Source organism: Halovivax limisalsi (genome assembly GCF_023093535.1).
Taxonomy (GTDB): Archaea; Halobacteriota; Halobacteria; order Halobacteriales; family Natrialbaceae; genus Halovivax; species Halovivax limisalsi.
The window spans coordinates 2943763-2964763 of the sequence record NZ_CP095757.1 but is presented as its reverse complement, the minus strand read 5'-3'; the positions used below and the strand labels follow the sequence as shown (position 1 = coordinate 2964763).

At 67.8% G+C, this 21001-nt stretch carries 23 protein-coding genes; 14 read left to right on the top strand and 9 right to left on the bottom strand.

The annotated features are described in order from the left end of the window. Positions 1-215: 215 nt before the first annotated feature. Entirely contained in the window at positions 216-1595 is a 1380-nt protein-coding gene (locus tag MXA07_RS13870) for a tyrosinase family protein (protein WP_247729186.1), read from the top strand. Positions 1596-2044: 449 nt separating this feature from the next. Here the strand turns inward: MXA07_RS13870 and MXA07_RS13865 are convergent, their stop codons facing one another. Next, positions 2045-2779: an aspartate/glutamate racemase family protein gene (locus MXA07_RS13865; RefSeq protein WP_247729185.1), complete on the bottom strand. Its 735-nt coding sequence runs from the start codon at positions 2777-2779 to the stop codon at positions 2045-2047. Positions 2780-3034: 255 nt separating this feature from the next. Here MXA07_RS13865 and MXA07_RS13860 point away from each other — a divergent pair, with 255 nt between their 5' ends. Continuing rightward, on the top strand, positions 3035-3253 hold the full coding sequence (locus tag MXA07_RS13860) for a hypothetical protein (protein ID WP_247729184.1): 219 nt from the start codon (positions 3035-3037) through the stop codon (positions 3251-3253). Positions 3254-3385: 132 nt separating this feature from the next. Here MXA07_RS13860 and MXA07_RS13855 read toward each other — a convergent pair whose 3' ends face one another. From MXA07_RS13855 to MXA07_RS13845, 3 genes are all read right to left on the bottom strand, one after another. Continuing rightward, the gene (locus tag MXA07_RS13855; protein ID WP_247729183.1) at positions 3386-3682 is read right to left on the bottom strand and encodes an Hsp20/alpha crystallin family protein; all 297 of its coding nucleotides are present in this window, start codon (positions 3680-3682) and stop codon (positions 3386-3388) included. A gap of 1368 nt (positions 3683-5050) precedes the next feature. Continuing rightward, on the bottom strand, positions 5051-6241 hold the full coding sequence (locus tag MXA07_RS13850) for a redox-regulated ATPase YchF (protein WP_247729182.1): 1191 nt from the start codon (positions 6239-6241) through the stop codon (positions 5051-5053). 93 nt (positions 6242-6334) lie between these two features. After that, entirely contained in the window at positions 6335-7060 is a 726-nt protein-coding gene (locus tag MXA07_RS13845; RefSeq protein WP_247729181.1) for a helix-turn-helix domain-containing protein, read from the bottom strand. Positions 7061-7135: 75 nt separating this feature from the next. Here MXA07_RS13845 and MXA07_RS13840 point away from each other — a divergent pair, with 75 nt between their 5' ends. Both MXA07_RS13840 and MXA07_RS13835 read left to right on the top strand, forming a co-directional pair. After that, complete coding sequence (locus MXA07_RS13840; RefSeq protein ID WP_247729180.1) at positions 7136-7981, top strand: ABC transporter ATP-binding protein; 846 nt, start codon at positions 7136-7138, stop codon at positions 7979-7981. Further along, positions 7978-8730: an ABC transporter permease gene (locus MXA07_RS13835; RefSeq protein ID WP_247729179.1), complete on the top strand. Its 753-nt coding sequence runs from the start codon at positions 7978-7980 to the stop codon at positions 8728-8730. The genes MXA07_RS13840 and MXA07_RS13835 overlap by 4 nt, the downstream gene beginning before the upstream one ends. A 33-nt stretch (positions 8731-8763) precedes the next feature. On the opposite strand, the gene MXA07_RS13830 is transcribed toward MXA07_RS13835, so the two are convergent. Next, complete coding sequence (locus tag MXA07_RS13830) at positions 8764-9663, bottom strand: alpha/beta hydrolase (RefSeq protein WP_247729178.1); 900 nt, start codon at positions 9661-9663, stop codon at positions 8764-8766. Positions 9664-9818: 155 nt separating this feature from the next. Between MXA07_RS13830 and MXA07_RS13825 the strand changes: the two genes are divergently transcribed. The 6 genes from MXA07_RS13825 to MXA07_RS13800 all read left to right on the top strand — a co-directional run bounded on the left by MXA07_RS13825 (position 9819) and on the right by MXA07_RS13800 (position 14721). Beyond that, positions 9819-10169 carry a VOC family protein gene (locus MXA07_RS13825; RefSeq protein WP_247729177.1) on the top strand — a complete coding sequence of 117 codons (351 nt, stop codon included), beginning with the start codon at positions 9819-9821 and terminating at the stop codon, positions 10167-10169. A gap of 94 nt (positions 10170-10263) precedes the next feature. Further along, the gene (locus MXA07_RS13820; RefSeq protein ID WP_247729176.1) at positions 10264-10767 is read left to right on the top strand and encodes an SHOCT domain-containing protein; all 504 of its coding nucleotides are present in this window, start codon (positions 10264-10266) and stop codon (positions 10765-10767) included. Positions 10768-10942: 175 nt separating this feature from the next. Then, positions 10943-12376 (top strand): FAD-dependent oxidoreductase, encoded by a 1434-nt coding sequence (locus MXA07_RS13815; protein WP_247729175.1) that lies wholly within the window; start codon positions 10943-10945, stop codon positions 12374-12376. A 98-nt stretch (positions 12377-12474) separates the two neighbouring features. Beyond that, entirely contained in the window at positions 12475-13107 is a 633-nt protein-coding gene (locus tag MXA07_RS13810; protein WP_247729174.1) for a DsbA family oxidoreductase, read from the top strand. A gap of 147 nt (positions 13108-13254) precedes the next feature. Further along, entirely contained in the window at positions 13255-14334 is a 1080-nt protein-coding gene (locus MXA07_RS13805; RefSeq protein ID WP_247729173.1) for a S1C family serine protease, read from the top strand. 66 nt (positions 14335-14400) lie between these two features. Then, on the top strand, positions 14401-14721 hold the full coding sequence (locus MXA07_RS13800) for a DMT family transporter (protein WP_247729172.1): 321 nt from the start codon (positions 14401-14403) through the stop codon (positions 14719-14721). Positions 14722-14777: 56 nt separating this feature from the next. On the opposite strand, the gene MXA07_RS13795 is transcribed toward MXA07_RS13800, so the two are convergent. Further along, positions 14778-15491: a glycosyltransferase family 2 protein gene (locus tag MXA07_RS13795; RefSeq protein WP_247729171.1), complete on the bottom strand. Its 714-nt coding sequence runs from the start codon at positions 15489-15491 to the stop codon at positions 14778-14780. Positions 15492-15608: 117 nt separating this feature from the next. Next, positions 15609-16256 carry a DUF502 domain-containing protein gene (locus MXA07_RS13790; RefSeq protein WP_247729170.1) on the bottom strand — a complete coding sequence of 216 codons (648 nt, stop codon included), beginning with the start codon at positions 16254-16256 and terminating at the stop codon, positions 15609-15611. Between the two features lie 188 nt (positions 16257-16444). On the opposite strand from MXA07_RS13790, the gene MXA07_RS13785 reads away from it, so the two are divergent. The 4 genes from MXA07_RS13785 to MXA07_RS13770 all read left to right on the top strand — a co-directional run bounded on the left by MXA07_RS13785 (position 16445) and on the right by MXA07_RS13770 (position 19461). Further along, positions 16445-17134 carry a helix-turn-helix domain-containing protein gene (locus MXA07_RS13785; protein WP_247729169.1) on the top strand — a complete coding sequence of 230 codons (690 nt, stop codon included), beginning with the start codon at positions 16445-16447 and terminating at the stop codon, positions 17132-17134. A 52-nt stretch (positions 17135-17186) separates the two neighbouring features. Further along, the gene (locus MXA07_RS13780; protein ID WP_247729168.1) at positions 17187-17627 is read left to right on the top strand and encodes a DUF7344 domain-containing protein; all 441 of its coding nucleotides are present in this window, start codon (positions 17187-17189) and stop codon (positions 17625-17627) included. 86 nt (positions 17628-17713) lie between these two features. Further along, positions 17714-18409, top strand: coding sequence for a DUF2270 domain-containing protein (locus MXA07_RS13775; RefSeq protein WP_247729167.1), 696 nt, complete (start codon positions 17714-17716; stop codon positions 18407-18409). A gap of 95 nt (positions 18410-18504) precedes the next feature. Next, positions 18505-19461, top strand: a complete 957-nt coding sequence (locus MXA07_RS13770; protein WP_247729166.1) for a hypothetical protein — start codon at positions 18505-18507, stop codon at positions 19459-19461. Positions 19462-19506: 45 nt separating this feature from the next. On the opposite strand, the gene MXA07_RS13765 is transcribed toward MXA07_RS13770, so the two are convergent. Further along, a complete protein-coding gene (locus MXA07_RS13765) occupies positions 19507-19779 on the bottom strand; it encodes a DUF3006 domain-containing protein (protein WP_247729165.1) in 273 nt (90 codons plus the stop codon). 9 nt (positions 19780-19788) lie between these two features. Beyond that, complete coding sequence (locus tag MXA07_RS13760; RefSeq protein ID WP_247729164.1) at positions 19789-20982, bottom strand: ComEC/Rec2 family competence protein; 1194 nt, start codon at positions 20980-20982, stop codon at positions 19789-19791. Positions 20983-21001: the final 19 nt, after the last annotated feature.

The window sequence follows — 21001 nt, the reverse complement described above, 5'->3', positions numbered from 1 at the left end:
CACCAGCTTCGCCCCTCGATCGCATCGCGTGCCTCGATCACTTCCCGGGTTCGTCGCACGGTTCCTTCGCGCATTCGGGCGCAGCGGGTAGGGCAGTTCGATCAGGTGATCAGAAGGCGCTCGATTGCCCGTCGGGCGACCGACCTGCCGATAACTCTCCTCCATTTCCACTATAAATATTTAAGACGTAACGGTAAAAATAGTGGCCACACCAGATGAGACGACGGACGTTTCTCGAGACGGGCGGAGCGATTGCTGGACTGGGCGTACTGGGGACGGGGCTGGCTGAGGCGGGGACCGTCCCGAAACGGCGACCGGTGCGGTCGCTTGCCGACGCGGACCCGAACGACATCTTGGGGACGTGGGCCGAGGGGATCGAGACGCTGCGATCGCTGCCGGAGAGCGACCCTCGTAACTGGGACAATCAGGTGCGCATCCACGGGAATTTGAAGCGCTTTCGCAACTGCGAGCACGGCAACTGGCTGTTCCTCGCGTGGCACCGGGCGTACCTCCACTACCACGAGGAGATCATCCGCGAGGTGACCGGCACCGAGGCCTTCGCGCTCCCGTACTGGAACTGGCTCGACCACCAGGCCTTGCCGGCGCTGTTCCGACGCGAGCCGTTCACGAACGCCAGCCGGACGCCGAACAATGCGCTCGACGCGACGATCTCGGGTCGCGAGCGAGTCGCGCCCCGGCTCGAGGATCCCAACTTCCTCCGCGCGATCGGGGGCTGGGCCGGGACGGAAGACAGGCGGGAATCCGTCCGTGCGGGCGCCGGGGCGTTCGAGTCGCCCGCCCACGACTACGTCCACATCCGGGTCGGCGGCGACATGGCGACGGGCCTGTCCCCGAACGATCCGGCGTTCTGGGCCCACCACGGCATGGTGGACCGGCTGTGGTGGGAGTGGAACGCGCGCGGCCATCCGAATCCCGACGACGAGGCGTGGCTCGACTGGACCTTCGAGGAGCACCTGGTCGACAGGCACGGGACCGTCGTCGACGCGGTGTCGGTCCGGGACGTACTCGAGCTGCCCGATCGATCGTACACGTACCCGACGCGAATCGACGGGGCGCCGGCAGCGGTCGACCCGTCGACCCATCGCCGGACGGCCAGCGTGTCCCTCGAAACGCCGACGACGGTCGCGTTCGGGGAGGACGTGACGTTCGGCGCCGACACAACCCTCTCGGGTACGGTCGATCTGGCCACGGTCGAACCGTATCTCACCGGCGAGGCGCCGGGCCGCGTGGTGGTCGCGGCCCGGGACATCGCGATGCCGGAGACGGGGTGGTTTCACGGCCGGGTCTTCGTCGATCCGCCGTCGTCACACCCCGATCCGGGGTCCGACCGCTGCGCCGGCTGTTTTCACTTCTGGATCGCGCCGCCGGCACACCCGCCGCAGAACCAGTTCGTCGACGTCACAGACACGCTTCGGGCACGCCATCGTGACGGCGACCTCGAGGACTCCGTCGAGATCGCGATCGCCGGCGATCGCATGCGAGGCGATGGCGAAGACACCCCGTCGACGCCGATCGAGCGCATCACCCTCGAGGTGACCCGGTCGCGGATAGACGGTGCCGTCGTCGAGTACTGACGTGACGGTCCATCCGACGGCGCCGACGGCGTCTCGTCGCCGCTTCAACCGATGACCTTCGAGACGAGCGCCGCGACGCGACGCTCGATCGAGACCCGGTCGGTGGTCGCGCGCGGACCGGGTTTCTCGCGTCACCCGGGTCGCGAATGGCGTGAGTGACGGTTCCGATCGAATAGTCCGGCCAGCGACCGTGTCTCGTCCCCGTGTCCGGTCGATCCGTTCCTCAGTTCCACGCCGTGGCGAGCCACGGGGAGTCGTCCGGCCGAGCGGTGGCGAGACGGATCGGAACCGTCGGCTCACGCGGGCGCTCTCGACGTCGGCTTCGTCCCGGAGCCTGCGGAAGTTCGTCGTCCTCGATTCGGTCGCAGCTCTCAGCCGGAGGGCGAAAAAAGCTGTCACGATGGGTTCCCGCAGTCGAGCCGACCGGAAGCGTCGTTCCGGTGGGCCAGTCAGTTCCCCCGACCGTCCAGACTTCGTTCGACCGCCCGTTCGACGTGCAACGCCGTCGTATCGTACATCGGCGTCCCGGGCCGGTCGGCCTGCGAGACGAGCAGTTCGATCTCCGTACAGCCCAGGACGACACCCTCGGCGCCTCGATCGACCAGCCGATCGATGCTCTCCAGATAGCGCTCACGGGAGTCGGCCACCACCTCGCCGTGGGTCAGTTCGTCGAAGATGATCCGGTTGACTGCGACCCTGTCGTCCGCGTCGGGAACCAGCGTCTCGATGCCGCGGTCGGCGAATCGGTCGTGGTAGAAGTCCCCGTCCATCACGGCCGCGGTTCCCAGGACGCCGACCGTCTCGAGCCCGTCGGCCCGGATCGCCTCGGCGGCGACGTCGACGATGTGGACGAACGGGATCGAGAGGGCCTCGACCAGTCGGGGCGCGACGCGGTGCATCGTGTTCGTCGCCATGACGACGAAATCGGCGCCGGCGGCCTCGAGGTCGAGCGCCGCGTCGACGAGGAGGTCGCCGGCCCGGTCCCACCGGTCGGTCCGAATGCAGCGTTCGATCTCGGCGAAGTTGATGCTGCGGATGACGAGGTCGCCCGCGTTGTGGCCGCCGAGCTCGTCGGTGATCCCCTCGTCGATTCCCCGGTAGTACTCGCGCGTCGACTCGCTGCTCATGCCCCCGAGGATTCCAACCGTGGCCAGGTCGTCCGGAGGCGCTCGATCGTAACTCATCGTCGTCTCCGTTCCGTTTCACCTGCGCCACCATATATCTCAGAACGGATTTCGAGTCTCGACCACCCCGATCGCTGCCATCGACGCCGCGGGAGCGACCTGGTGGAAATTTTCTTCCAGTCGACGGGATCGTTCGATCGTGGCTTTCGAAGCCGTCGCGGCCGGCGATCCGGCGCGGTCCGATCCTGGACGCAAAACTTATACGCGATCTCACGCTTCACCACGTGAGTGCGTTTCATTAGCATGTGTTCCAAGGTGGCAGCAGATTGTCGGACCGATAGGCGGTACGAAGTCGTCTCGCAGGTCGTTCACGCGGGCGAGACGCTTTCTGTACCCGAACGGGCGACCGATCCGGTCGTCGAACCGACCGGTCGGCCGAACCTCGTCCGGATCACTTACCTGCAGCCGCTCGTCGATCTACCCGTGAGTTCGCCCGCCGAGGGCGAGACGCCGCCAGATCGATACATTCGCTGATCGGACGCGAGACGATCGTCGGGACGGGCCGCGACGGGGCGCGAGCCCCGGCCCGAACGAGACCCGTCGGATCGCGGTCCCTCGATCTCCGACCGACGATACTCACAGCTGGGCCGATCGACGGCGTCGCGGTCAGTGGATCCCGATCTCGCGCTGCTTGGATTCCTCTTTCTTCGGGAGCGTGATGCGACAGACGCCGTTCTCGCAAGAGGCGTCTGCCTCCTCCGCCTCGATGTCGGCGGGTAAGGGGATGGATCGTTCGATCCTGTCCGCGCGTTCGTGCATCACGGGCTGGGAATCGCCGTCGATGTCCGCCGATCGCTCGGCCGTGATGTAGAGGGTGTTGTTCGAGGTACGAACCTTCACGTCCTCGCCGGTGCAGCCCGGCAGATCCGCCAATATCGTGAGTTCTTCGGGGGAATCGAACATGTCGACGACCGCTCCCGTACTCGATTGGCTCCCTTCGAGCTGCGAGGCCGTCGTCCGTTCACCGAGTGCCGATTGTCCGGGCTGGTAGAGTGTCCCCTGCCCGGCTCCTCCTGCGTGGGGCGGAGTCGACCGTTGTTGCGGGGCGTACGATTGCGTCTGGCCCGGGATCGACTGGCTCGACGGCATCGATCCTTCGATACCCGACTGGTAGCCCTGCCATGGAGTCTGCTGGACGCCCGTGTGCGGGACCTGTTCCCCCTGAGTCGGCTCCCGCCGGATCCCCGTTCCGGTCGATTGCTGCGACGGAATCGGTTGTGTGGACTGCGCTCGGACGTCGGGTCGAGACAGCTGCGACGGCGACGATCCGCCGAACTGACGACGGGGGAATTCCATTTGCTGGGATGACTGTTGGCCTCCCGTCTGCGGGCGCTGTTGTATCGTCTGTGGGCTCTGCTGTCCCATCTGTGGTCCTTCTTGGGGCGATCGGTGACCCTGTGGAGCGATCTGGGGGGACCCGTACTGTGGGGCTGATTGCGACGCGGGTCGTGGACCGAGCTCGAACGACTGGGGTGGAATTGCCTGCGACGGCTGCTGCTGTGCCGACTGACCGCCCTGCCGTGGCGAATGCTGGACCGGCTGATTCCCGGTTGTGTGGCCGCCTGTTGGCTGTGGTGAGGACTGCTGCGGTGTTGGGACCTGCTGGGACTGTTGCGACGGTTGTCCCTGCGGGATTTGCTGGGGCGATTGGCCTTGCTGGAACTGCTGTGTTGGCTCTCCCTGTTGGAATTGCTGTGGTGGCTGGAACTGGTGTGGTGGCTGTCCCTGTTGGAACTGCTGTGGTGGCTGTCCCTGTTGGAACTGCGGTGCTGGCTGTCCACGTTGCGAGTACGGCTGCTGAGCTCCGGACGTGTCGTCGTCCCTCATGGTATCTTGCTCCCCCGCGGTAGGCCTACCTTACGCGCGATGGCGCTCGTCGCACCCGATCGGCGTCGTTGACGAGCCGCGCGCTTCCGGACGTAAGCCCACCTTGGGAGTTTCCCCTATTCCGCTGTCGGTGATAAAGCCCCATTCACCCCGCGAGTGACAGTCATTGATACAACTACCGTCGAACGACGAGAAAGCCACCACGTCCGGTACCACAGTCCGTCTGATCGGTCCCGAAGTGGATATCCGTACACGGGGGTTACGGGTCGAAATCCCCTATTTCGGCCCTCGGACACCCGTACTCGACGTCGGATTGTCCAGTGAGTGTGTCAGTCACGCGACCACCGATCGCGGCGCGCGGTCCGAAACGCGGCGGGCCGCTAGCTGCCGGTGGCGACGCCGTCGGAACTGACGTGCGGTGTTTCCACTGGTGCTCTCGGGCCCTCACTGATTCGTCGAGACGACTTCCACGACGTCGCGGTGGTTCAGCACCGTATCGGCGCCGACCTGTCGGTCGTCGCGGCAGTCGATGCCGTGGAGGAACCCGTCGCCGATGTCGGAGTGGAGGTGGTACGCGAAGTCCTCCGCGGTCGCGTCCTCGGGCAGGAGGAAGCAGTCGCGGAACGGGCCCTTCGTCCAGGTGCCCGACGCCGTACCCGGGAAGACGGCTTTCAGGTCGAGGACGTCGAAGATCGCGGTTTCGAGCGCCTGCTGGACGCCGGTGCCGCCGAAGGCGTCGACGAACTCGCGGATCCGTTCGAGCCCGGCCTCCTGGTCGGCGGGAAGGTCGTCCGCCACGATCGAAAAGTCGCCCTCGCCCGGCGTGTACTCGACGACGCCCTGCTCGTTCGCGTTCTTCAGCGCCTTCTCGGCGTGGGCGGAGACGGGGACGAATTCGAGGTGGTCGTATGCGGGATCGGTCGTGACCGCGTCCCAGTTTTCCTGTGCGGCGGGGGTGTCCATCTTGTTGGCCGCGATGGTCATCGGCTTCGTTCGCTTGCGGATCTCGCTGGCGAGGGCCGCCCGCTCCGCTTCGTCCCACTTGAGCGGTGCGACCGGCAGATCGACCGCGAGGATGGTCTGCTTGATCTCGGCCGGCGAGATGCCGAAGGCAGAGAGCTGCTCGCCGAGGACGTCCTCGGGATCGACGTCCTCGACGTGTCTGTCTCCGTATCGCTGGATCCCCTTCTCCAGGATGGCCAGGTACCACGCGTCGAGCTCGTCCTCGAGGAAGTCGATGTCCTCGCGCGGGTCGTGGCCCTCGGTCGCCTCGCCCTCGCTATCGGTCGTCCCCGAGAAGTCGACCACGTGGACTAGCACGTCGGTCTCGTTCAGGTCGGTGAGGAACTGGTTGCCGAGGCCGCGACCCTCGTGGGCGCCGGGAACGAGCCCGGCGACGTCGACCAGCTTGACCGGGACGAACCGGGTGCCGTCCTCGCAGACGCCGACCGAGGGCTGGCAGGTCTCGTCGAATTCCGGCGCGGCGCAGGGCGTTCGGACGTACGCCTCGCCGATGCTGGGGTCGATCGTCGTGAACGGGTAGGCCCCTTCGGGCACGTCGTTCATCGTCGCCGCGTTGAACAGCGTCGACTTGCCCACGGAGGGCTTGCCGACCAGACCGATCCGGTAACTCATTGGCGGGTCGAGGGAGCCGGGCCCTATACGGGTTTCGAGGCGCGAGCTGGCGTGTGAGGTGGTTTCAGGGGGCACGAGGTGGTGCTGGCCGGGCTATTCTGATTCACCCTCGGTTGCATCTCTTCCGTCAGTTGATTGCAGGCCGAATTCGCCCATCGTCTCCCGGACGAGCGTGGCCTCGGCTTTCTGGAGGTGTTCGGTGGCCGTACTCGGGGCGCAGCCCATGCGCTCGGCGACGGTCTCGTGCGTGGCCCGGCGGGGCTTGTCGTAGTACCCGATCTCCAGCGCGATGCGCAGCGCCTCCCGCTGCCGCTCGCTCAACCGCTCGATCACCGTGTCCGGGCGCGGAACCGTCCCGCGGATCTCCTTGACGTCGACGTCGGCGCCCGGCGGGAGGTGATCGATCACGACCTGTATCGCGTCGTCCTCGCCGACCAGGCCCGCGTGGACGGTTCCCTCGCGATAGATGACGGGCTTGCGGACGATCAGTCCCTGCGACCCCATCAGGTCGAAGATCCGTTCGCCGATGCGCGTCTTCGAGGGATCCAGACGAACCAGCAGGGAGCCGGTCGCCTCGCCGATCGCGGTCGCGTTGACCGCCTCGACCTCGGCCGTCTCCGCCAGCGACTCGCGAACGCCGCCGACGTCACCCTCGATCGCGTAGAAGAGGGTGACGTCGTCCCCGCCGACGTTCCACTCCTCGAGGCGCGCCTCCCGGACGGAGTCGGAGTCGGCGATTATTCGGAAGGCCTCGGGCGCGATTGACGGGTCGGGTTCGACCGTCATCCGGAGGTACCGCATCGTGGACGGTCGTGTCAAGGGCGTCCCCACCGTTTAAACCCCCTGTTCATGCGGCGCAGAACAGCTACGCGTCCTCTCCACCTCCCTCCGATTATGTCGCAGACGATATCGACGACAGATCTGACGAAGGAATTCGGCGCCGTCACGGCGCTGGACGGGATCGACCTGGACGTGTCGGGGTCGACCATCGTCGGCGTGGCCGGGCCGAACGGCTCCGGAAAGACGACGCTCATCGAGTGTCTGCTCGGGTTGATCCGGCCGACGGCCGGCGAGGGGACCATCAACGGGACGTCGTCGGGATCGTTCACGGCCGCCGAGCGCCGGCGGATCGGGTACATGCCCCAGGACCGAGCGATCTACGACGACCTGAGTGTTCGCGAGAACGTCTCCTTCTTCGCCTCGCTCTACGACGTCGAACGGCGGGAGACGGCGGTCGACGAGGCGCTCTCCGTCGTCGACCTCACCGACCGTGAGGGCGCGCGCATCGGCGAACTCTCCGGCGGGATGGTCCGACGGACGAGTCTCGCGTGCTCGCTCGTGCACGATCCCGACGTGCTCTTTCTCGACGAGCCGACGATCGGCCTGGACCCGAAACTGCGGGCGAGCATGTGGGAGGAGTTCCGCGACCGCCGCGACGACGGGGTGCTCGTGTTCGTTTCAACCCACTACCTCGGCGAAGCGTCTCGGTGTGACCGCGTCCTCTTCCTTCGGGACGGGCGGGTTCTCGCGATTGACTCGCCGGCCGGGTTCCGCGACCGGACCGGGGCGGAGGACATGGAAGCCGTTTTTCTCGATCTTCTCGACGGCACGGCAGCGACCGGGACCGATAGACGGACGGCGGCGGGCGGTGGTGCGGTCCCGAACGGAGACGGACGGGACTCGAAAGCAACATCGACGGCCGCCCGAAGCCCCCGTGACCGCGGGGGTGAGCGCCGATGAGCGTGGCCAGCCCGCTCGGACGCACCCGACGACCCTTGCGGGGATCGCTGCCGGTCGCGGGGCGCATCCTGCGGACGATGCGCGGCGACCGCCGGACGCTCGCGCTCGTGTTCGTCGCGCCCGCCCTGATCGTCTCCCTGCTCGGGGAGGTGTTCGCGCGACCGGAACCGGTCGCCCACGTCGTCCTCGCGGTGATCGTGTTCTTCCTCACCTACATCCTGACGGCCATCGGGTTCCTCCGGGAACGCACGTCGGGGACGCTCGACCGCGTGCTCGTCGCGCCGGTGTCGCGAACCGGTCTCGTCGTGGGGTACGTCCTCGGTTACGGCGTCTTGGCGGCGGTTCAGTCCGTCGTCCTCCTGCTCGCGGCGGTAGCGTTCCTGGACGTATCGTTCGCAAACGGCATCCTCCGGTTCGTCGGCGTCGAGTTACTGGGTGCGTTCGCCGCACTCGGTACCGGCATCGTCCTCTCGCTGTTCGCCGACAGCGAGTTCCAGGCCATCCAGTTCATCCCCGTCGTGATCACGCCCCAGGTCATCCTCGGCGGGACCTTCCGGCCGGTCTCGGAACTCCCGACCGCCCTCGAGTACGTCGCGCTGGCTATGCCGATCACCCACCTCGTCGGGGCCATGGAGTACGTCGTTCTCGGGGGCGACGCCGGCGAGTTCCGGGTTTCCTCGGCGATACTCATCGGATTCGCCGTCGCGGCGGTCGCGCTGGCGGCGCTCGTCGTTCGACCGGCGAGCTAACCCGATCGCCGCGCCGGCTGAAATCGTGATTTCCTAGAGGTGATCGAGATACGAGAGCGTCCGATGCCAGGCCCGTGCGGCCGCCAGCGAGTTCGCTTCGTACGTCCCGCCGTACTCGTGGGTCTCCCCGGGATCCGTTTCCCCGTCGAATCGATACGGCACCCGGATCGCGTGCCCCGCATCGGGATTTTCGAGGTGCTCGAACTGCCTGGGGTGATCGTGATCGGCGAGTCGGGCGGCCGCGCGATCGGCCATCTCCGCGCACGGCCAGATGGTATCTTGGCCGCCGGAGACCAACAGCACCGGCCCGTCGATCTCCTCGACCGGAATCGCGGCGCGGTTTCGTTCCGCTGCCGTCGAGCGCTCGATCGCCAGCGAGGCCGCGTTGGGTTCCGGAACGCCGAGGGGTTCGTCGATCCCATCCTCTTCCCGGACGTATTTGTCGATCGGCAGGTGGGGGAGGGCCTCGCCGTCGAGGGTCCACGTCGGCTGGTCCTCGCCGACGCCGTCCATCCACGACGGCGCGGGCCAGCGGTAGCAACTGGGGACGTAGGCGACAACGCAACCGACGGCGTCGAACTGCGCGCCGACGACGAGCGAGGCCTCGCCGCCCCGCGAGAAGCCGACGACGCCGACGCGATCGCCGGCGACGTCCGGTCGGTCCAGCAGCCAGTGGGCGGCGTCGCGGAACTCCTCCAGGGGAACGTCGACCAGGGCGTCGCGCGTCCCGGGCGCACCGAAGTACTCCACGCAGCAGACGGTATAGCCGTGCTCGGCGAGCATGGCCGCATAGGTCTGTTCGTACCCGCGAGCCCCGCCGGCGCCGTGCAGGACCAAAACGCCCGGGTGCGGTCCGTCGCCGAGCCCGGAACGGAGCTGCCCGCACGCGCCTTCCGTCCTGATCGTCTCGCCGGAGACGAACGTCTCGTCCATACGGATGTGTTCTGGAGGGACGTGTTCAACGCTCGGATCCGCGGAGCGTGTGATACTGACTAGCAGAATTCGAATCGGGACCCGGCCGCCCGAATTCGAGCGGGTCGTCGCTCGAAACCCGAAGCGGTTAGGATCCGTGAACCGATTCCTCTCGCATGTCCGGAATCGTGTTCTTCGGCACCGAATCGCTCGAAGCCGTCGTCGAGTTCTACGTCGATCGGGTCGGCGCCGAGCGCTGGCTGGAGCAACCCGATTGTACGATCCTGCAGTACGACAACATGCTGTTCGGGTTCTGCGACCGCGACGACGCCGAGACGGACGGGACCATCACGTTCGTCGTCGATTCGAGGGCCGACGTCGACGTGGCGTACGACGACCTCCGGGATCGCGCCGAAGCCGCGCCCGTGGAAAACGAACGCTACCGGATCTACCAGTTCTTCGCCCCGGATCCGGACGGACGGACCGTCGAGTTCCAGACGTTCTTGCACGAGACCGAGCCGGTCTGAGCGGACAGTCGACTCGCTATCGCAGCGTCCGATCGGATCGCCGCTCGGAGTCCGTCCAGCGGATTTAATGGATATCGGTTCCAAACCGCCGAGCATGGCATCCCGACACTGGCTGTACTTCGCCGGAGCCGTCCTCTGCGGTCTCGCGACGGTCGCCGTCGGCCTGCTCGGCGTCGTGGACGCACTTTCCGTCCTCTCGAGTGGCGTGTACGCGGGCGAGGAGTTCGTCCTCCTGGCGATGCTCGGCGAGGCCATCGAGTGGCTCGTCGCCCTGTCCGTCTTCGGCGTCCTCGCGGTCATCTTTCTCGCCGCGACCGTCGTCTCCGTCCTCCGAAACACGTTGCTCCACCGGGACGACCGGCTCGTCACGATCGTCGACAGACTCGAGCGCGAGTACCCGGCCCTCCGGCAGTTCGACGTCGCCTCGACGGTCGAACCCACGACCGAGGATCGGAAAGCCGAACTCAAAGAGCGATACGTCGACGACGAGATCAGCGAGGCGGAGTTCGAACGGGAGATGGAGCGACTCATGGACGACTCGTCGACGGACCACCGATCGCGGTCGCGCACCGAGCGAACCGCCGACCGGGACTGGTAACCGCCGACTGCGGTCGGTCGGGTTCCTCCGATGCGGACCTCCCGCGTCGTTCCCGTGAGTAGTGTACACTCGTCACACGGCTCCCATTCCCACGCCGTCGGCGAACTGGGACGTTATTTGTAGGTCGAGTGCGGACTGTCACTGAAGACGGACTATCGGCCCGGTGAAACTACGCATGAAGGAATACGACCTGGTCATCGTCGGCGGCGGAATCAGCGGGGCATCGTTGCTATACACGGTCGCGAACTTCACGGACGTCGACCGCGTCGCACTCGTCGAGAAGGAAGACGAGATCGCCGCGATCAACTCCCACCACACGAACAACTCCCAGACGCTTCACTTCGGCGATATCGAGACGAACTACACCCTCGAGAAGGCCGAATCGGTCAAGGAGGGCGCCGAGATGGTCGCGGGCTATCTCGAGGCGAACGACCCCGAGCGCGAGCTGCACTCCAAGCGCTCGAAGATGGTGCTCGCGGCGGGCGACGAGGAGGTCGCGTCGCTCGAACGCCGGTACCACGAGGAGGGGTTCGGCGACCTGTTCCCGAAACTCGAGGCCATCGGTCGCGAGGAGATCGCCGAGATCGAACCGAAGGTCGTCGAGGGGCGCGACCCCGACGAGGACTTGCTCGCGCTGCAGACGCCCGACGGTTACACCGTCGACTACGGTCGACTCGCGACGGCGTTCGTCGAGGACGTCCGCGACGATGACGGCGTCGACGTCCACACGGGCACGGCGGTGACGGAGATCTCGGACGAGGACGACGGGTTCGTCCTCGACACCGACGAGGGGCACTTCGAGGCCGACGCGACCGTGGTCGCCGCTGGTTCACACAGCCTCCAGATCGCCCAGCAGATGGGCTACGGCGAGCACCTCTCCCTGCTCCCGGTCGCGGGCAGCTTCTTCGTCGCCGACGAGGGTCTGCTCAACGGCAAGGTCTACACCCTGCAGATGAAGAAGCTGCCCTTCGCCGCGGTCCACGGCGACGCCGAGGTCCACGACGGCGACCTCACCCGCTTCGGGCCGACCGCCAAGGTCGTCCCCGCCCTCGAACGCGGGCGGCTCTCGACGGTCCCGGACTTCCTCGACGTCTTCGGGCTCAGCCCGAGCTCGGTCCTGAGTTACGGGAACATCCTCGCCGACCGCGTGCTCTTTCCCTACGTGGTCAAGAACCTGCTGTACGACCTCCCCGCCGTCGGTCCGCGAGCCTTCCTCCCGCACGTCCAGAAGGTCGTCCCGACGGTCGAACTCGACGACATCGAGCGCGCGGACGGATATGGCGGCGTCCGCCCGCAGATCGTCGACACCCGGACGAAGTCGCTCGATATGGGCGAGGCGACGATCACTGGCGACGGCATCATCTTCAACGTCACGCCCTCGCCCGGCGCCTCGACCTGCCTGAAGAACGCCCGACGCGACGCTCGCCGGGTCCTCGAGTTCCTCGACGGCGACTACGACTTCGACGTCGGGGCCTTCGAGGACGCGACGATCGGCAACTTCCCGCGCGCTGAATCGGCCGGCACATCCGCCCCACCGACCGACGCGTCCGCTCCCTCGGCCGCGGAGACGGGCGAGGACGCCGACCCGATCCCCGCCGACGACGACTGAGAGCGCGAGCCCGGCGCTCGAGCGGTCGGTCCGGCACGATCGGACCCCGGTCTGCCCCAACCCGACGTCTTTTCCGCGCGAGGGCCCTGCGTCCGCGTATGACTCCCGACGTCGATCAGCTCACCGTCTACTCCGATCACGTCTGTCCGTTCTGTTATCTCGGCCGGCGCTCGCTCGAGGCCTACGAGGCCTCGCGCGAGGCGCCCCTCGAACTCGTGTGGCACCCGTTCGATCTCCGTCGGGACAAGCGGGGCCCCGACGGCGAGATCGACCACACCGTCGAAGATGGAAAGGACGAGGCCTACTACGAGCAGGCCCGACGGAACGTCGAACGGTTGCGGGCGGAGTACGGCGTGGCGGAGATGCTGAATCTGGACGACGTCCCGGAGGTCGACTCGTTGCCCGCACAGGTCGCCTCGCGCTTCGTCGCGGAGTCCTCGCCCGGCGACTGGCGCGCGTTCGACGACGCGATTCTGTCGGCGCTGTGGGTCGACGGTCGCGACATCGGCGACGTCGACGTGCTGGCGGATATCGCGTCGTCCGTCGGACTCGACGAAGCGGCCGTTCGCGAGGCGGTCGCAGACGAGGACCGGCGGGCGGCGATCGAGGATCGATTCGACGCCGCCCGGCGGCAGGGGGTCACCGGCGTCCCGACGTTCGTTTACGAGGGCCGTGCCGCCCGGGGCGCCGTACCGCCGGCCCAGCTCGAACGTCTCGTCGAGGGTGAGTGAAGCCGTCCGAACCTTGCCGGCCACGATGTCCCGCCAGGACCCCTATCGTTCGACCCGGCTTCTCGGCGGACCGACTGTCCATACCGACGACTCCGAGGAACGCCGACGGAAAACATACAAGCGATCGCGACCAACTTCTTCGGTGAAATGTCAGACCGTAGCCTCCAACGGAGAGACATCCTCGCACTGGGTGGGACGGCCGTATCGACGGCGCTGGCCGGCTGCAGCCTGAGTACCCTCGGGAACACGAACGCGGCGCGCCCGGCGGCCGACCCGCCGGAGCCGAACGCGTCGGATCCGGAAACGGAGTACACCAGACTCTACCGCGACGCGCTCCCGTCGGTCGTGCTGATCGAGACCGGTTCCGGACGGGGGACGGGCTTCGTCTACGACGACTCGTACCTCGTGACGAACGCGCACGTCGTCGGCCAGGCGTCGACGGTCGACGTGCGGTTCTCGGAGGGCCGGTGGGCGGGCGGCGACGTCCTCGGTCGCGACCCGCACAGCGATCTCGCGGCGATCGCCGTCGACGACGCGCCGGCGAACGCGACGCCGCTCCCGCTGATCGACGGCGACGCGACGGTCGGCCAGGAGGTCGTCGCGATCGGCAACCCCTACAGCCTGGACGGGACGGTCACGACGGGGATCGTCAGCGGCATCGACCGCTCGATCCCCGCGCCCACCGGCTTCTCGATTCCGGACGCAATCCAGACCGACGCGCCCGTCAACCCGGGCAACAGCGGCGGGCCCCTGATGTCGCTCTCGGGCAACGTCGTCGCCGTGATCAACTCCGGCGGGGGCGACAACATCGCGTTCGGGATCTCCGGGGCGCTGACGCGACGGGTCGTCCCCTCGCTGATCGAGACGGGCGACTACGATCACTCGTACCTCGGGGTCTCGTTCGATACCGTCTCTCCCGCCGTCGCCGAGGCGAACGGACTCGAGGAGTCGACCGGATTACTCGTCGTCGAGACGGTCTCCGGCGGCCCGGCCGACGGGGCGCTCCGGCCGAGTTCGAACGTCCGCGTCGTCGACGGCGAGCGGGTACCGGTCGGCGGCGACGTGATCCGCGCGATCGACGGCACCGAGGTCGCGACGAGCGAGGATCTCGGCAGTTACCTCGCCCTCCGAACGCGACCGGGCGACGCCGTCTCGCTCTCGATCCTGCGCGAGGGACGCGAAGACACCGTCGAGGTCGACCTCGGGGTCCGACCGGCGCGGACGTGAGTTCGGCCCTCGGCGCCGCGACGAATCGGAAACCGCTTTGGCCCGTCGGCCGCTGTCGTCGAACAGATGTGGCACGTGCTCGTCCTCGCCGGCCTGTTCGAGATCGCCTGGGCGATCGGGCTGTCCTACTCGGACGGCTTTACGAACCCCCGCGCGTCGATCGCCACCGTGATCGCGCTGGCGATCAGCATGTTCCTGCTCGCTCGCGCCGTCCAGGAGCTCCCGGTCGGGACGGCCTACGCCGTGTGGACGGGGATCGGCGCGGTCGGGACGGCCACGCTCGGCGTCGTCCTCTTCGACGAACCCGCGACGCTCGCGCGGGCGGGGTTCATCGGCCTCATCGTGGTCGGGATCGTCGGCCTCCACGCCGTCTCCGGTGGCCACTGACCGGCGGGCGATTTTCGCCTCGTCACCGCCGAGCGCGACGGGGCCAGCCCCCGGATTCACCCGTTCGTCGAACGGATGCGCCCCCAGTCGAGTCGCGCGTAGTGGACGAGCGTCCCGGTCAGGCCGCGCTCGGCGATGCGGCGACCGGAACTCTCGACGAGCACGGCGGGGCAGTACCCCGTGCGCTCGGTGCGCGCGAGGCGGCGGCTGAACGCGGTGTCCTCGTTCGACACGGCCGGAAAACCGCCGTGCGCGTCGAACGTCTCCCTCCGAATGAGGAAGTTGAACCCCGGGAGAATCGGCCGCGAGAGGCGCGAGAAGACGTGATTGATCGTCGCTTCCATCAGCTTCGCCCGCCGCGGCCCGGTGATCCGACAGCGCGAACTCGCCGCCGCGAGGTCGTTGCGCTCGGCGTACCCGACGAGGGTGTCGAGGTAGTGCTGGCGGACGACCGTGTCGGCGTCGACGAACGCGAGCCACTCGCCGCGAGCGCGCTCGGCGCCGCGATTGCGGCCGGCCGCGATCGACGTCCCCGGCCCCTCGAGGACGGTCGCGCCGTACTCGCGCGCGATCGCCGCCGTCTCGTCCGCGGAGTCGCCGTCGACGACGATGACCTCGTACGACCGGTCGGTCTCGAGCCCGGCGACGCTCGAGAGCGTCGCCGGAAGGTAGGCCGCCTCGTTCCGCGCCGGGACGACGATGGAGACCTGCGGCTCACGGTGCTGCTGGCCGGATGTGCGGGGCTGTGCGCTGCGTTCCGACTCGCCCATCACGAGGTGGCTACGGTCCACCGCACGTAAAACCCGACGCGTGCTAGTTCTCTCGATCGGACGGTCCCGGTAGACCGCACCTCTGGTGCGACGCGTCGATCTCGGCGGGAGGCGCGATCACGCCGCCGAATCAGCGAACTCGCTCGTTTCCGTGGCGACGCCGAGCGTGGCGATCGCCTGGATGGCCGCTTCGACCGTCACGTCGACCTCGTGGACGTTGTCCTCGGGCACGTGCATGACGAACCCGTTCGTCGTCGGATTCGGCCCGAGGGGGATCATGATCGTCTGCATCCGATCAGCGCCGACGGCGCCGGCGATTTCGTCCGGCGTCTCGGCCGTCAGAAAGCCAAGCATGTAGGCGTTCTCGTGGGGAAAGGCCACGAGTTTGACGTCCTTGAACTGGTCGGCGTCGTCCTCGAGGAGGACCTCGCTCGCCCGGCGGATCGTCAGATAGACCGTGCTCACCCCGGGAATCGTCTCGACCGTCCGGTGGAGCGCGCTCGAGAACCGCTCGCCGGGCGTGTGGGACGCGACCGCGCCGACGAGCAAGAAGAACCCCACGAGCGACCCGAGCGTCAGCAGCTGGACCACCGCCCGCGGCGGTTCGTCGTTCCACAGCAGCTCGACGCCGTCGATGACGGGCGACAGGATCCCGAGGACGAAATCGAACACGACGAGCAACACGATCAGGGTGACGACGAGCGGAATCGTGATGGCGATCCCGTTGACGAACCACCGCCTGATCGTCTTCGTGACGTCGACCATGGTACCTGTATCCGTCGCCGGCTCGAAAGCCTTCGGGGAACCGCGCGGCCCGACCACGACTCCGACACGGCCACTCGCCGGCAACGAGCGGGAGCCGATCGCACGGCGTCCGACGGGTGAGATCGGCGCGACTGTCCGCCACACGGATCGATCTCACCGTTTATGGGGGTAGCCTCCCAGAGGCGGATGTGAGTCTCTTCGGCGAATTCCACGTCCCCTCCGCCGCGTTCGCGCTGCACAAGACGCTGACGGCTCTCCCGGAGATGGCGATCGAGATCGAGCGCGTCGTCGTCACCGACGAGGTGCTGACGCCGTATTTCTGGGTCTCCGGGGTGCGACCGTCGCAGTTCGAACGCGCGGCCGGCGAGGACCCGACGATCGAGGACGTCGACAAGCTCGACGAGTTCCAGGACTCCGCGCTGTACCGGGCGTCGTGGACGAATCGGGTCCAGTCGGTCCTGTACGTCTACACCGACCTCGACGCGGTCATCCTCGAGGCCGTCGGCACCGACGAACGCTGGGAGCTTCGCATCCGCTTCGACGAGCGCGACCAGCTCCAGGTCTTCCAGGAGTACTGTCAGGAGAATCGGATCGCCTTCTCCCTCCAACAACTGTCGGAACTCTCCCAGCCGAAGACCGGCGGACAGTACGGGCTCACCCCGAAACAGCAGGAAGCGCTGGTAACCGCCTGGGAACACGGCTACTTCGAGACGCCGCGGCAGTCCTCGCTCGCGGAGATCGCCGCTGAACTGGACATCACGCAACAATCGCTCGGCAAACGCATCCAGCGGGGTCACCAGTCGCTGATCGGCAACACGCTCGTCGTCTCCTCGGCGTACGCGGCTCCCGATTCTCCCGACCCCGATTTAACGCACTGATAGTACAGCCGGGGTCCTCAGGGGTGTCGGTGGTCACGTACGATACGCCACGATGGCCCACGCAATCGACGCGACCGTCGACGACCGATCGCTCGTGCTCAACCGCGTCCGCAGCGGCATCTGCCGGATCCTGGACGAGGAGGGCTCGATCCGCATCCCGGCGCTCGCCCGACGTCTCGCGGATCGACGCGCCGAGAACTTCGCCGCTGGCGGGGACGCCGCTGCTCGACGCGCCGGGGACGATCCGGATACTGGAGACGCCGCTCGCCGCCACGACCCGGACTCCGGAGATGTCGCCGCTCACCGCCCCGAGTTCCCCGCGGACGCGATCGATCGCCTCTCCATCGCTCTCCACCACGACCACCTCCCGAACCTCGCGGACCGGGGCGTCCTCGAGTACCGTCCGGACGCTGGCCGCGTCTCCATGCAGAACGATGTCGACGTCGTCGAGGCGTCGATCGGTGACGCCGTGCGGGTGACCGACGACGGCTGACCTGCTCACGGTCGTTCGCGATGCGATCGGCCGGTCGTCCTCGCAGCTACTTGACCGTCGGCGGCGTGGTTCGATCGTGAGCGCGTATGAGCGATGACTCGAGCGACGCGGGAGACGCGGAACTGGGCGCGGAGATCGACGCGGAGCTCACGCCGATGATCGGCGTCCTGGGCGACGCCTACCGCGGCGAACTGGACCGGGAGACGACCTGGCGGTCGCGCCTCGACCAGACGACGACCTGGACGGTGACGGTGATCGCGGCGATCCTCACGTGGGCCTTCTCGAGCCCGGATAATCCCCACTACGTGTTGCTCGTGGCGATGGTCGTCGCGGCCGTTTTCCTCCTCGTCGAGGCCAGGCGGTATCGGGATTACGACGTCTACCGCGCTCGGGTTCGCCTCTTCCAGCAGAACCTGCTCGCCGACGCGCTCGATCCGGAGAGCGGGGTGACCCACGACGACTGGCGCGTCGAACTCGGCGACGACTACCGGCGGCCCACGCGGAAGGTGTCGATCCACGAGGCGGTTTCAAATCGGCTCCGGCGGATCTACGCCCCGCTCCTGTTCGTCCTGCTCGTCGCCTGGCTCGTCCGGATCACGGCGTTCGCACCCGGCGAAGTGGGCCTCGACGCGGCCGCCGTCGGGACGATTCCGGGCATCGCGGTCGTCGCCGCTATTGTGGCGTTCTACGCGACGGTCATCGGCGTCCTCGCGTGGCCGCGGGAGCGCCAGGCCAAAGAGGAGTTTCGCGACGGCGAGCACGGCGAGTGGAAAGACGCGTGATCTGGCACCGGCGTCACCGGCCGACGCTACCTGACCGGCCACCGCCGTCTGCTGCAGGCAGCATCGGCTTCCCGGAACCGACCGTCGGCCCCCACATGGTTCCACAGCTCACCGAGGCGGACGTCGGCAAGCGCGTCGAACGCCACACGGGCGATCCGATCGGCGTGGTCACGGACGTCGCGGACGAGACCGTCTTCGTCGATCCGGACCCGGACGCGCTCGACTCGATCGCTGCGGCCGTCGGGTGGGCGCCGGGCGACGACGCGGCCGTCCCCGTTCGCCACGAGGTGATCGCCTCGGTCACGGACGAGGCGATCCGACTCGACGCGGACCTCGCCGTGCAAGGTGGGACGGTCGGGACCGCGAGCGGGACGTCGCCGGACGTCGGCGACGAGCGCGACCCGACGGAACCGCCGTCGAACGACCAAACGAGTCGGTCGTCGAACGACTCGGCGGGTCCATCGTCGAACGACGAACCGGACCCGTCGGCAGCGGTCGACGAACCGGCCGCCGATCTCGCCGTCGATCCGACCGAGGCGACGGGCGGCGATCCCGAAGCCGAAATTCGGCGGACGGAGGACGTCGGGTCGCGAACCGACGCCGCCGGTCCGACCGACGAATCCACGACCGCCGACGCCGATATCGAACCGGTCACGGAGCCGCGTCGAACGGACGCCGCGGTCACCTCCGAGGGGACGCCGCGGCAGGACGAACCCGAACTCGAACCCGATCCGGACAGCGTCGACGCCAGTTCGACCCGCGACGCCGCCGATTCATCCGGGCCGTCGCGCGCGACCGACGATCCGTCCCGTCGTCCCGCCGAACTCGCGGAGTTCCGCGACGCGGCCGACCGGCCCGACGAAACGGGCGAGATCGACGAACCCGCCGAGGAGCCGACGACGCTCGCCGACCCCGGCGAGTCGCACGACCGGCCGACAGCGGTCGACGATCTCGACGAGATGGACGCGGAACCGACCACCGACGACGTCGGCTCCGAGGCCGCCGACGCGTCGGCGACCGACGAATCGACCGGTGACGACGCGGACGAGTGACGTTCGTCTCGGCAATCCGCCGCCCTGTCGAACTTCCTCGACCTGTCACTCCTCGCCGAGTCGATCGGATAACTGGTCGAATCGATCCTGCGCCCTCTCGCGCCGATCGCGAGACTCCTCGGGCCGGTACGAGAGCGTTCGTCTCTCGCCGTCGTTCTCCTCGACGCCGTAGACGGCGCCGTCGTGTCGGCCGGCCTCCGGCAGCCGATCGACTGGGAGCGTGATCTCGTCGACGACCTCATTGTCGGCTTCGAGGAGCAGCACCGCCGTCTCGCCGTCGACGATCCGATCGACCACGGCCGTTCGTTCGTCGGTCATCGTGCAGTCTTACGCGCTCGCGGCGTGAAGAATCCCCGCCCGAACCGGACCACCCCCGACACCCATCCGTACCGCGCTGCTGTCGACGTCCGTTCGAACCGAGACGCCGTCACCGGCCAGCCCGTGGACGCTCGGTCGGTCGCCAGCCCCGCCGACGCGCATCGGAGCGGCCGACTCGTCGGCCGGTTTCTCCTCGAGCAACTCCCCGGCGTCCGTCGGGCCGTCGGTCGCCGGCTCCACCGCGATCGAGGTTCCGTCGGTGGCGACGACGACGTCGCCGTGGACGCCGGTCCAGTAGGTCTCGATCTCGCGATCGTCAAAGGCCTGGAGGACCTCGTCGTGCGGGTGGCCGTACTGACTGTCGTACGCGCTGGAGACGACGGCGATCGACGGGTCGACGGCGTCGAGGAACGGGGGCGTCGAACTCGTCGACGAGCCGTGGTGGCCCGCCTGGTAGACGTCGACGTCGAGCGCCTCACCGCGGTCGTCGACCATGCGAGACTCCGCGGCCTCGCCGGCGTCCCCGGTGGTCAGGTACGTGACGTCGCCGTAGGCGAGCCGCAGTGCGACGCTGTTGTAGTCGATGTCGTCCGACGATGCGTCCGCCGGCGGGTTCAGAAATTCGACGTTCGCGTCGCCGACGTCGATCGTATCGCCGTCCTGCACCTCGTAGAGGGTGACGTCGTGGGACTCGATCGCGTCGAGGTAGTTCTCGTAGGTCTCCGTGGTGTGAGCGACGCCGGAGTCGTAGACCGCGCCGACGCCGTCGCCCTCCGTCTCGAGGTACTCGATGAGGTCGGCGTGGCCGCCGATGTGGTCGGAGTGGGCGTGGGTGGAGACGAGGTGGTCGACGCGGTCGATCCCGCGGGCGTCGAGGAAGTCGATGACCGCTTCGCCCTCGTCGTGCCAGTCGCCCGAATCGACGACCATCGTCTCCCCGCCGGGTTCGACCACCACCGTCGCGTCCCCCTGGCCGACGTCGAGGTGGTGGATTTCGAGCACCTCGCCGTCGAGTTCGTCGACGACCGGCGCGGTCGATCCGTCCGCCGAATCCGTAGCGCCGCCGGTCGAGTCGTCGCCCCCGTCACCGGCGGGGTCGGCTTCGCCTTCCATCGACGGGCCGTTCTCGATCCCGTCCGAGAGACAGCCCCCGAGCAGGACGAACGAAACGACGGCGACCAGCAATAGCAGGCGGCGAACCATGGTTGGTGGTCCGCACCCG